The sequence below is a fragment of the Roseococcus thiosulfatophilus genome (genome assembly GCF_017311575.1).
In the GTDB taxonomy this organism is placed as follows: domain Bacteria; phylum Pseudomonadota; class Alphaproteobacteria; order Acetobacterales; family Acetobacteraceae; genus Roseococcus; species Roseococcus thiosulfatophilus.
On record NZ_JAFFQY010000011.1, the window covers coordinates 234,571 to 246,412 of the forward strand.

Annotated in this window: 9 protein-coding genes; 2 read left to right on the top strand and 7 right to left on the bottom strand. The window is 71.2% G+C overall.

Features of this window, described 5'->3' with window-relative positions; genetic code table 11:
- Positions 1 to 53: 53 nt before the first annotated feature.
- Positions 54 to 2,624 (bottom strand): bifunctional acetate--CoA ligase family protein/GNAT family N-acetyltransferase, encoded by a 2,571-nt coding sequence (locus JTN19_RS06825; protein WP_206931153.1) that lies wholly within the window; start codon positions 2,622 to 2,624, stop codon positions 54 to 56.
- A gap of 65 nt (positions 2,625 to 2,689) precedes the next feature.
- Between JTN19_RS06825 and JTN19_RS06830 the strand changes: the two genes are divergently transcribed.
- Positions 2,690 to 3,673: an alpha/beta hydrolase fold domain-containing protein gene (locus JTN19_RS06830; protein ID WP_242530924.1), complete on the top strand. Its 984-nt coding sequence runs from the start codon at positions 2,690 to 2,692 to the stop codon at positions 3,671 to 3,673.
- Between the two features lie 112 nt (positions 3,674 to 3,785).
- Here the strand turns inward: JTN19_RS06830 and JTN19_RS06835 are convergent, their stop codons facing one another.
- Complete coding sequence (locus tag JTN19_RS06835; protein ID WP_206931154.1) at positions 3,786 to 4,850, bottom strand: alcohol dehydrogenase; 1,065 nt, start codon at positions 4,848 to 4,850, stop codon at positions 3,786 to 3,788.
- 175 nt (positions 4,851 to 5,025) lie between these two features.
- Here JTN19_RS06835 and JTN19_RS06840 point away from each other — a divergent pair, with 175 nt between their 5' ends.
- Positions 5,026 to 7,296, top strand: a complete 2,271-nt coding sequence (locus JTN19_RS06840) for a fused MFS/spermidine synthase (protein ID WP_206931155.1) — start codon at positions 5,026 to 5,028, stop codon at positions 7,294 to 7,296.
- Here the strand turns inward: JTN19_RS06840 and JTN19_RS06845 are convergent.
- The 5 genes from JTN19_RS06845 to lpdA form a co-directional block, all read right to left on the bottom strand.
- A complete protein-coding gene (locus JTN19_RS06845; RefSeq protein WP_206931156.1) occupies positions 7,271 to 7,660 on the bottom strand; it encodes a YraN family protein in 390 nt (129 codons plus the stop codon). The genes JTN19_RS06840 and JTN19_RS06845 overlap by 26 nt on opposite strands.
- Positions 7,644 to 8,708 (bottom strand): threonine aldolase family protein, encoded by a 1,065-nt coding sequence (locus tag JTN19_RS06850; protein WP_206931157.1) that lies wholly within the window; start codon positions 8,706 to 8,708, stop codon positions 7,644 to 7,646. Before JTN19_RS06850 ends, JTN19_RS06845 begins: the two co-directional genes overlap by 17 nt.
- A 94-nt stretch (positions 8,709 to 8,802) precedes the next feature.
- Positions 8,803 to 9,282 carry a type II toxin-antitoxin system RatA family toxin gene (locus tag JTN19_RS06855; protein WP_206931158.1) on the bottom strand — a complete coding sequence of 160 codons (480 nt, stop codon included), beginning with the start codon at positions 9,280 to 9,282 and terminating at the stop codon, positions 8,803 to 8,805.
- Positions 9,282 to 10,259, bottom strand: coding sequence for a lipoyl synthase (gene lipA, locus JTN19_RS06860; RefSeq protein WP_206931159.1), 978 nt, complete (start codon positions 10,257 to 10,259; stop codon positions 9,282 to 9,284). The genes JTN19_RS06855 and lipA overlap by 1 nt, the downstream gene beginning before the upstream one ends.
- A 183-nt stretch (positions 10,260 to 10,442) precedes the next feature.
- Entirely contained in the window at positions 10,443 to 11,837 is a 1,395-nt protein-coding gene (lpdA, locus tag JTN19_RS06865; RefSeq protein ID WP_206931160.1) for a dihydrolipoyl dehydrogenase, read from the bottom strand.
- Positions 11,838 to 11,842 lie beyond the last annotated feature (5 nt).

Genomic DNA, 11,842 nt, shown 5'->3' on the forward strand with positions numbered 1-11,842 from the left:
CCTGTGCTTGCGTTCTCCCTGGGCTCGAGCCTCGCCCGCCGCGTGGCCTGACGTCAACCCGCCGGTTCCAGCACCTTCACCGCCAGCATGATGTCATGGTCCTCGGGGCTGCGGCGCAGGCGGTAGCCCAGCTTCTCGCAGAAATGCAGCATGGGGCGGTTGTCCGCCAGCACATGGCCGACCAGTTCCGTTACCCCCTCGGCCCTCGCCCACTCCTCCACCCGGGCCATCAGGTGCCGGGCAAGGCCTGTGCCCTTGGCCGCCGGCACCACGCCCACGGCGAATTCGGCCGCCGTGCCGAAGGGCTCGCGGATCACGCGGGCGGTGGCGAAGGTGCGGCCCTCGCGCGTGGCGATGAGGGCCATCTCCCGCCCGTAGTCGATCTGGGTGAGGCGGGCCAGCAGGGGCGGCGGCAACTCCTTCATCACCGAGAAGAAGCGGTAGCGTACATCCTCGGGCGGCATCTCGCGGAACATGGCCCCCTGCGCCTCGGCATCCTCGGGGCGGATGGGGCGCACCTCGAAGACACGGCCATCGGGCGCGGTGTAGAGCCCGCCCAGATGCGCGGGATAGGGCGGGATGGCGAGCATGGCGCGCTCCCCCGCCGGCCGCAGCACCACATGCCCGTCCACCGCCACCACGCCGCGGGCGTCGGCGCGCAGCGGGTTCACGTCGAGCGAAGCGATTTCGGGGAAGTCCACCAGCAGCTGGCTGAAGCGCACCAGCGTGTCGGCGATGGCGGCCTCGTCCACCGGGGCGCGGTCGCGGAAGCCAGGCAGCAGGGCGGAAAGCCGCGTGCGCGCGATCAAGCCATGGGCCAGCGGCAGGTTCAGCGGCGGCAGGTCGAAGGCCTCGTCGCGGGCGAGTTCCGCCGTGGTGCCGCCCTGGCCGAAGCCGATCCAGGGGCCGAACATGGCCTCCTCCCCCGCGCGCAGCCGCAGTTCCAGCTGGCCGCGCGGCGCCTGGCGCTGCAACAGGAAGCCCGCGAAACCCGCGCCCGGATCGAGGCGCGCCATCTCCGCCGCCATGGCGGCCGCCGCCTCGCGCACCGAGGCGGGTTCGCGCAGGTTCAGCATCACCGCGCCGAACTCGCTCTTGTCCGCCAGCAGAGTGCGGGCCTTCAGCACCAAGGGCGGGCCGAGCGCCTCGGCATGGGCGGCGGCCTCCTCCGGCGTCGCGGCCAGGCGGTGCTCCACCACCGGCACGCCATAGGCGGCCAGCACCGCCAGCGCCTCATCCTCGTAGAGCACCAGGCGGCCGGCGGCGCGGGCGGCGGCGAAGATGGCCCGCACCTTCTCCGCCTCGGGGTGGACCTCCAGCACCTGGGAGGGGGGCAGCTCGGCCGCGGCCGCGCGGTTGCGGCGCTCCTCCGCCAGATGGGCGGCGCCGCGCAGGGCGGCTTCCGGCGTGGCGAAGCTGGGCAGGCCGGCGGCGACGAAGGGCGCGCGCGCCTCGCCCGGCATGCAGAAGAGGATGGGCGCGCCACGCCCGGCGCGGGGCACGGCCAGCGGGGCCAGCGATCCCTCCTCCGGCGCGCGCAGCGCCACCACGACATCCACGCCGGGGTCGGTCGAGAGCAGCCGCGCCGCCTCCAGCAACTGCCCCCCCGCCCGCCCGCCGAGCGAAAGCGGGTGGCGCAGCGGCCAGCCCGCGGGCAGCAGGGGGGCCAGCAGGGCGTCGGTCTCCGCGCCGGGGGTGGCGAGGCGCAGCCCCTCGCGCAGCGCCGCATCGGCGGCGAGCCGCGCCATGCCGAGGCCATTGGCCACGATCGCCACCGCATCGCCCCGGCCCTGCCCCGTGCGCGGCTTGGCGCGGGCGAGCGTCGCGGCGGCGGCCAGCCAATCCTCCAACCCGCGCGCGCTCAGCACGCCGGCGCGGCGCAAGGTGGCCTCCATCACCGCCTCCACCACGCCGGAGGGGTCCGCCGCCCGCGCGCCGGGGCGCAGCGCCAGCACGGGCCGCGTCCGCGCCGCCGCCCGTGCCGCCGAGACGAAGAGCCGCCGCTGCTTCACCCGCCGCAGTTCCAGCAGCACGCAGGCCGTGCCCGTGTCGCGCGCCAGCCAGTCCAGCCCCGCCGCGAAGCCGATATCGTCATTGGCGCCCACGCCGATGATGTGGCTGAAGCCCAGCCCCTCCGCCACCGCCCAGTCCAGCACCGCGCGCGCCACCGCCGAGGATTGCGCCATCAAGGCGAGCCCCCCGCGCGGAATGGGCGCCTGGGCCAGGGTGGCGTTCAAGCCCAGCGCCGGGATGGCCAGGCCGAAGCTGCGCTCGCCCAGCGCGCGCACGCCCGCCGCCGCCGCCATCCGCGCGAGGCCGGGTGCCGCCACCGGCACCACCACCGCCCGGCAGCCCGTGGCGGCGAGCGCCAGCAGTGCCTCTTCCTGGTCGGGGGGCGCGAGGCTGAGCACGGCCAGCTCCGCCGGCGCGTCATGCGTGCCGAAGCCGGGGTGCGCCATGCCCTCGATCATCAGCCTGCCCTGGAAGCCGCCGCTGGCCAGGTTGCGCGCGAGGATGGCCGATTCGGGCAGGCCAGGGTCCGCCAGCAGCACCACCGAGGCGGGGCGGAACAGGGACGTCTCGCGGAAACCCGGCCCGGGGCGGGCGTTCAGGATCATGGACATGGGAACGGCATCTTGCGGAAAATGACGGGGCGCGCTGCGCTGAGGCTAAATCATAGGCCGCCCGCATGACAGCAGAACCCAGCCCGACCGACCCGCGCCTCGACCCCGAGATGGCGCAGTTCAACGCGATGATGGCGGCGCGCATGGCGCGGCAACCCCCCATCATCTTTCCCTCGCCGCCGCGCAGCGGCTCCTTCGACGAGCAGCGGCGGCTGAATGACGGCCCGCAGGAACCGCTCTCCGAGGGCGGGCCGGTGATGGCCGAAAGCCGCGACCTCTGGCTGCCCATCCGCGGGCGGCGCATGCAGGTGCGGCTGCACCGGCCGAGCCAGGATCCCAACCTGCCCGTGGTCATCTACCTGCATGGCGGCGGCTGGGTCTGGGGCAGCATAGACACCCATGACCGGCTGATGCGCAGCTATGCCGCCGCCGCGAACTGCGTGGTGCTCGGCCCCGACTATGCGCTGAGCCCGGAGGCCGTCTTCCCCCAGGCGCTGGAGGAATGCGCGGCCGTGCTGCGCCATGTCGCCAGGCACGGCGCGGAACTGGGGGTGGACCCCACGCGCATCGTGCTGGGCGGCGACAGCGCGGGCGCCAACCTCGCCGCCGGCCTCGCGCTGCTGGATGCCGAATGCCCCGCCCCCGTCCCCTTGCGCGGCCTGCTGCTGAACTACGGCGTCTTCGACCATGTGCTCGACACGCCGAGCTACCGCGAATTCGGCCAGGGCTACGGGCTGACCTTCGAGAAGATGCGCTTCTATTGGGACGCCTATTGCCCCGACCCGGTGGCGCGGCTTTCGCCCTTCGCCTCGCCCATGCGGGGCGACCTCTCCGCCCTGCCCTCCACCCTGCTGCACATCGCGGAACTGGACGTGCTGGCCAGCGAGAACTTCACCTTCGCCGACCGGCTGCGCGAGGCCGGGGTCAGTCTGGAAATGCAGGCCTTCCCCGGCACGGTGCACGGTTTTCTCCGCGCGCTCGGCCAGGTGGGGGCGGCCGACCGCGCGGTGGAGGCGGCCGGGGCGTGGCTCAGGGCGCGGTTTGGCTGAGGCCCGCGTCCGATCGTGGCCGGCACAGCCGGCCGCGTGAATCGGCCGCGCAGCACCGGCCTCCGATCGTGGCCGGCGCTAGCCGGCCGCGTGAATCGGCCGCCCAAAAACCTCAGGACGCGGTCAGGATCGTCCGCCCCGTGATCTTCCCCTCGCGCAGCCGGTTCAGCACCGCATCCGCCTCATGCAGCTTGGCGGTGCTGACCGGGATGGGCGGGATCTTGCCCTTCTGGGCCATCTCCACCAGCTCCCGCAGCTCCGTGAGGCTGCCCACATAGCTGCCGCGCATGGTGATGGCGCGGATGGGCATCAGCGGCAGCGGCACCCGCATCTCGCCGCCGAACAGCCCCACCTGGATGAGCTTGCCGCCCTTGCCCAGCGCGTCGAAGGCCGCCAGCGCCGACTGGCTGCCGTTCACCAGGTCAATCACGCCCTGCACCGGGCCGCCGCAGGCCTGGATGATGCGCTTGGCCGTGTCGTCGCCGCCCGCCAGCACCGTCTCGGTGGCGCCCTGGGCGCGCGCGGCGTCGAGCTTGGCCTGGTCCACATCCACCGCGCAGATGCGCTTGTGGCCCATGCCGGCCAGCACCGCGATGGCCTGCAGCCCGAGCCCGCCCGCGCCCACCACCACGATGGGCTCCTTCTTGCCCATGGGCATCAGCTTGCGGATGGCCGAATAGACGGTCACGCCCGAACACGCATAGGTTGCAGCCAGCGCGGGGTCCAGGCCGTCAATCGGGATCAGGTGGCGCCAGTGGCTGGCCAGCACATGGGTCGCGTAGCCGCCATTCTGGTAGACGCCCAGCGAGCGCGACTGCACCGCGCACATGTTCTCCTCGCCGCGCTTGCAGCGGGCGCAATTGCCGCAGCCGACCCAGGGGAAGACGAGGCGGACCTGCCCCTTCTTCAGCCCCTGCCCCTTGGCGCCCGGGCCCCATTTCAGCACCTTGCCCACGATCTCGTGGCCCATGGCCAGCGGCAGCTTCAACCCACGGTCCGTCATGCGCAGCTTGCCGCGGGCGCCCATGTCGTACTCGCCCTCCCAGATGTGCAGGTCGCTGTGGCAGACGCCGGCATGGGTCACTTCCAGCAGCACCTCATCGCCCTGCGGCTCGGGGGTGGGCAGCTCGATTTCCTGGAGTGGCTTTCCGTTCTCGACGACGGCCCAGGCGCGCATGGGAACCTCCCTGTGATGTGGTTTGGATGAAGGGGAAACCGCTCTGGTCGCTTCGTCAACAGAACCTTGCGGGCGCCTTACGAAATCACCGGTCTCGCCACAAATCCGCCATGAGCTGCCGGCACCGGGTCAACCCAGAATTATAATCTTCCGGGGCGGGCACATGACGCGGCTGATGGTGGCCTTTTTCCTCTCGGGGTTTGGCGCGCTCCTGTGTCAGATCATCTGGCAGCGCATGCTGGGGGTCTTCGCGGGCTCCGACACCGTCTCGGCGGCGCTGGTGGTCAGCGCCTTCCTCTCGGGCCTCGGGCTCGGCTCCATCATCGGCGCCAAGGTCGCGGACAGGCTCTCGCCGCGCGGCGCGATGCTGGCCTTCGCGATGGCGGAACTGGCGGTCGCCGCCTGCGCGCTGGCCTCCAAGCCCTTCCTCTATGACTTCCTGGCCATCGGCATGGTGGACCAGGTGGAGAGCGCCGCCGCCATCTTCGCGCTGTGCTTCGCGGGCCTCGTCATCCCCACGACGCTGATGGGTGCCTCGCTGCCGCTGCTGGCCCGCGCCGTGGCGACGGACCTCGGCTCCATCGCCGAACGCCTGGGCACGCTCTACGGCCTCAACACCCTGGGCGCGGGGATGGGCGCGCTGGTGGGCGGCTGGTTCATCGTGGGCCACCTGGGCTTTGTGGGCGCGCTGGGACTGGCCGCGGCCCTCGACGTCATCGCGGCCATCCTGGCGCTGACGCTGCTCGCCTCCCTCTCGCGCGAGGTGCCGGCGCGGGCGGTGGCGACGCGCTCCGTGACCAGCGGCCCCGCCCCCTTCGGCGGGCTCCCGCTGTGGTGCCTGCTGGTCTTCCTCTCGGGCTATGTGATCGTGGCGCTCGAGATCGTCTGGGTGCGGATGCTGGGCCAGGTGGGGCAGTTCCACGCCTATCTTTTCCCGACCATCCTCGGCGTCTTCCTCCTGGCCGATGGCCTCGGCATGGCGCTGGCCGCGCGCATGGTGCGGAACATGCGCGACCCGCGGCCGGCCTTCTTCCTCACCCAGGGCGCGGGCTTCGCGCTGGGGGCGCTGCTGCTGGGCGCGCTGTGGTGGGCCATGGGCCATTCGCCGCTGGCCGATTTCATGGCGCCCGACTTCGACCGCTTCGGGCCCACGCACCTCGCCATCTCCACAGCCATCATCGTGGCGGTGGTCGGCCCGCCCTCCTTCATCATCGGCATGACCTTCCCCTTCGTGCAGCGCGCGGTGCAGCAGGACCTGGCGAGCGTGGGGGCGCGGGTGGGCTGGGTGCAGCTGGCCAACATCCTGGGCAATGCGGCGGGGTCCATCGGCACGGGCCTCATCACCTTCCACTTCTTCGGCACGATGGGGACGATGCTGCTGCTGGCCGTCGTCTCGCTCGGCCTGCTGGGCGCCTGGCTGTGGCAGGCGCGCGGGCCTTCGCGCCCCTGGACCGCCGCCCTGGCCGTGGCCACGGCCGCGATCGCGCTGGTCATGCCCAGCAATGAGCGTTTCTGGGCGCGGCTGCACGGGTTGCCCGAGCAGGCGCGCTTCGCCTGGGGCGAGGACCGCTCCGGCATCGCCTTCTGGCGCGAGCATGGCGAGGGCCAGGGCCGCCAGCCGGGCCGCTTCTTCATCATGGGCTTCGGCCAGGGCTTCGTGCCCTTCCTCGACGCGCATATCCTGCTGGGCATGCTGGGGCCGCTGATCCACCCCGACCCACAGCGGGTGCTGGCCATCGGCGTGGGCTCCGGCGGCACGCCCTATGGCGCGACCGTGAACCCCGCCACGCGCGAGATCCGTGGCGTGGAACTCATCGCACCCGTGCTGGACGCGTTGGGCCACATCGCCCGCGTTCGGCCGGAATCGGGTGTGGCGGCCCTGCTGTCCGACCCGCGCGTGCGGCTGGAGGCCGGCGACGGACGGCGCGCGCTGACCCAGGGCGACACGCTCTATGACGTGATCGAGGCCGATGCCATCCGCCCGCAGACCTCGAATTCGGGCCTGCTCTACAGCGCGGAGTTCCTGCAGCAGGTGCGGGACCGGCTGGCCCCCGGCGGAATCTATGTGCAATGGGCGCCCACCTGGCGCGTGGTGGACACCTTCGCCGCCGTCTTCCCGCATGTGGTGCTGCTGCGGCCCCTCAACGCGCTGATCGGCAGCGACCAGCCGATCCATCTCGACCAGGCCGCGCTGATCGAGCGGCTGCGCGCGCCCGAGACGCTGGCCTTCATCCAGCGCGGCAACCCCTCCATCACCGATCTCGGCCACCTCGTCGCGGGCGAGGTGCAGGTCTGGACGCCGCAGACCGCCCGGGTGGACCCGCCGCTGACGGACATGTTCCCGCGCGACGAGTTCTTCATGAACCACGACTACCTGGACGCCTATCGTCCGCGTCCGGGCTGGACCACCACCAGCGCCGTCAGCCGGCCCGCAGCGCGTCCGTGATGCGCCGCGCCGCCCCATCGGCGGCGACAAGGATGACGTCGAAGCGCATTCCCGCGGCCCCATGGCCGGGATGCGCGGCCAGCCAGATGCCGGCCGCCGCCTGAAGCCGCGCCTGCTGGCGGGGCGTGAGCGCATAGGCGGCGTCACGAAAGCTGGGGCGGGCCTTCACCTCGACGAACACCAGCAGCCCGGCGCGTTCGGCGATCAGGTCCAGTTCGCCCGCCGGGGTGCGGGCGCGTTCGGCGAGGATGGTCCAACCCTCCGCCCGCAGCAGGTCACGCGCGATGGCCTCGGCGTCGCGGCCGGAGCGGTCGGCGCGCGCGCCACGGCGGGCGCGCGCCCAGGGGTCAGGCGTGGAGCGCATCCCGGATGGCCGTCACGGCCTCGGGGATCATGGCCGCCGTGACGTCCAGGTGCGTGCAGGCGCGCACGCGGCCGCCGAGGCCGCTGACCATGATGCCCTGCAGGGCGAGGCGGCGCTGGAGTTCCTCCACGGAAACGCCCGTGCCCTTGATGTCGAAGAAGACGAGGTTGGTGTCCGGCTCCTCCACCACCACGCCCTCGATCTGCGCGAGGCCGCGCGCGAGGGCTTTCGCGTTGGCGTGGTCGTCGGCCAGCCGGTCCACATGGTGGTCCAGCGCGTAGAGGCATGCGGCGGCGCAGATGCCGGCCTGGCGCATGGAACCGCCCAGGCGCTGCTTCCAGCGCCAGGCCTCGCCGATGAACTCCGAACTGCCGCAGAGCACGGCCCCCAGCGGCGCGCCCAACCCCTTGGTGAAGTCGAGCCAGACGCTGTCGAAGCCCGCCACCATGTCCTTCGGCGCCACGCCGGCGGCGACGCAGGCATTCATCAGCCGCGCGCCATCCATATGCGTGGCCCAGCCCTGTTCGCGCGCCACATCGGTGACGGCGGTGAGCTGTTCCAGCGGCCAGACCACGCCGCCACCGATATTGGCGGTCTGCTCCACCTCCAGCATGCGCTGGGGGGGCGCGTAGCGGGTCTTGGGGCGGATGCCGGCGCGGACATCATCGGCGGTGAAGAGGCCGCGCGCGCCCTTCAACGGCATGATCTGCACGCCCGTCAGCGCGGCATGGGTGCCGCCTTCGCTGTGCAGGATGTGGCTGGTCTCGTGCGCCAGCACCTCATCGCCCTTCTTGCAGTGGGTGAGGATGGCGATGACGTTGCACATGGTCCCGGACGGCAGATACATCGCCGCCTCCTTGCCCATGAGCGCCGCCATGCGGTCGCACAGCGCATGGACGGTGGGGTCGTCGCCATGCTGCTCGTCGCCCACCTCGGCCTCCATCATCGCGGCCTTCATGGCCGGCGTAGGGCGGGTCTGGGTGTCGGAATAAAGGTTGATGCGCACGGGCGGCGCACCGGCGGGCGGGCGGTTGGGGGCGTGGACCATGGCGCGAAGGCTAGAACGCTTTGCCCGCGCCGGGAACGGGGGGTTCTTGCCCGCGGCGGCCGATTCACGCCCCGATGATTCCACCGATCGGACGCTAGCCGGGCGCGGAAGGCACTTCCGCCGGCCGCGGCGCGGCGGCGGAGTTGCGGCCATAGACCTGCATGGTCCGGCGCTCGAAGGCGCGCACCATCAGCCGCGTGGCCTCGTTGAAGACGGTGCCGATCACGGCCTGCAACAGGCGGGACTTGAATTCGAAGTCCACGAAGAAATCCACCTCCGTGCCCTGCTGCACGGGGTTGAGCTTCCAGGTGTTGTTCAGATAGCGGAAGGGGCCGTCCAGGTACTGCACCTGGATCATCTCCGGCCGCTGGAGCGTCACGTCGCTGCGGAAGGTCTCACGGAACATCTTGAAGCCGATGGTGAGGTCCGCCACCAGCTTGGTCTCGTCGCGGCTGAGCACGCGCGCGCCCACGCACCAGGGCAGGAATTCCGGGTAGCGGTGGACGTCGGCGACGATCTGGAAGACCTCCTCCGGGCGGTGGCGCAGGATGCGCTTTTCGGCATGGGTGGGCATCAGGCGCCCAATGCCTTGAGGCGCGCTTCCTTCAGCGCCGCGAAGTCCCGGTCCGCGTGGTAGGAGCTGCGGGTCAGCGGCGTGGCCGAGACCAGCAGGAAACCCTTGGCCCGGGCCATGCTGGCATAGTCCTCGAACTCCGCGGGCTCCACGAAACGGGCGACGGCGGCGTGCTTCACCGTGGGCTGGAGGTATTGCCCCACCGTCAGGAAATCCACCTCCGCGCTGCGGAGGTCATCCATCACCTGCTGCACCTCGATGCGCTCCTCGCCCAGGCCCACCATGATGCCGGACTTGGTGAAGATCGTCTTGTCGAGCTGCTTCACGCGGTCCAGTAGCCGCAGCGAATGGTAGTAGCGCGCGCCGGGACGGATGCTGGGGTAGAGGCGCGGCACGGTTTCCAGATTGTGGTTGAACACGTCCGGCCGGGCTTCCACCACCACCTCCAGCGCGCCGGGCTTGCGCAGGAAATCGGGCGTCAGGATTTCGACCGTGGTCTCGGGCGCGCTGGCGCGGATGGCGGCGATGGTCTCCGCGAAGTGGCGGGCGCCGCCATCGGCCAGGTCATCGCGGTCCACGCTGGTGATGACGACATGCCGCAGGCCGAGCTTGGCCACCGCCTCGCCCACCCGGCGGGGTTCGTCACCGTCCAGCGCGTTGGGCATTCCGGTCGCGACATTGCAGAAGGCGCAGGCGCGGGTGCAGATCTCGCCCATGATCATCATGGTGGCGTGGCGCTGGGACCAGCACTCGCCGATGTTGGGGCAGGCCGCTTCCTCGCAGACCGTGACCAGCTTGTTGTCGCGCATCAGGGCGCGCGTCTCGTGGTAGATCGGGTGGGTGGGCGCCTTCACCCGGATCCAGGCGGGCTTCCGCTGGATGGGGTTGTCGGGGCGGTTCGCCTTTTCCGGGTGCCGCGCGGCGCCGGTGCGGGCGGTCTCCGCCTTGCTGCGGTGGTCGATCTCGATGCGGGCCATGGTGGCTCCATATAGCGCGGGGCGAGGTTTTCCCCAGCCCCCTGCCGCTGAATGGGGCGCGGCGCCCCCTCCCCACGCTCCGGCCGCACAGCGGCCGGCGCCGCCCAACCAACCGCACGACCCGCGCACCCGAAGCGCGGCGAAAGCCAAGCGCGCGGAGCGCGCGCCGGCGTCTGAGGCAAGCTAAATGTGAATCACTCTTCCATAGGCATCCAGCACGCTCTCATGCATCGCCTCGCTCACCGTCGGGTGGGGGAAGACGGTGTGCATCAGTTCGGCTTCCGTGGATTCCAGCGTGCGGGCGATGCCATAGCCCTGGATCATCTCCGTCACCTCGGGCCCGACCATATGCGCGCCCAGGAGTTCACCGGTCTTGGCGTCGAAGACGGTTTTCACGAAGCCCTCGGGCTCGCCCATGGCGATGGCCTTGCCATTGCCGATGAAGGGGAAGCGGCCCACGCGCACCTCGTGCCCGGCCTCCTTGGCGCGCGCCTCGGTCAGGCCCACGCTCGCCACCTGCGGGCGGCAATAGGTGCAGCCGGGGATGTTCAGCACGTCCATCGGGTGCGGGTGCATCCCCGCGATGGCCTCCACGCAGATGATGCCCTCATGGCTCGCCTTGTGCGCGAGCCAGGGCGCGCCCGTCAGGTCGCCGATGGCATAGACGCCGGGCTCGCCGGTGCGGCCCATGGGGTCGGTCTTCACATGGGTGCGCTCGACCTCGACCTTGGTGCCCTCCAGGCCGAGATTCTCCACATTGCCCACGATGCCGACCGCCGAGATCAGCTTGTCGGCCGTGATGTCCTGCACCTTGCCATTCGCTTCCACGATGGCCGTGATGCTGTCCGCGCCCTTCCGCACGCCCTGCACGCGCGCATTGGTGATGACCTTCATGCCCTGCTTCTCGAAGGCCTTGTGCACGAAGGCGCTGATCTCGGCGTCCTCGACGGGCAGGATGCGGTCCATCACCTCGATCAGCGTCACCTCGGCGCCCATGTTGAGGTAGAAGGACGCGAACTCGCTGCCGATGGCGCCCGAGCCCATGACGATGATCTTTTTCGGCAGGGAAGCCGGCACCATCGCCTCACGGTAGGACCAGATCAGCTTGCCGTCCGGCTCCATGCCCGGCAGCACGCGGGCGCGGGCGCCGGTGGCCAGGATGATGTGCTTCGCCTCCAGCGCCGCGACATCCTTCCCTTCCTTCGTCACCTTCAGCTTGCCCGGCCCGGCCAGCGCCCCCTGCCCGTCGAACACCGTGACCTTGTTCTTCTTGAGCAGGTGCTTCACCCCGCCCGAAAGCTGGTTGGCCACCCCGCGCGAACGCTTCACCACCTTCGCGAAGTCGAAGCGCACATTGTCGGCCGCGAAGCCATAGGCGTCGAGGCTGTGCAGCAGGTGGTTGATCTCGGAGGCGCGCAGCAGCGCCTTGGTCGGGATGCAGCCCCAGTTGAGGCAGATGCCGCCCAGGTGCTCGCGCTCCACCAGCGCGACCTTCATCTTGAGCTGCGCGCCGCGGATGGCGGCCACATAGCCGCCAGGCCCGCCGCCCACCACCACCAGGTCGAATGTCTCGGCCATCTTGC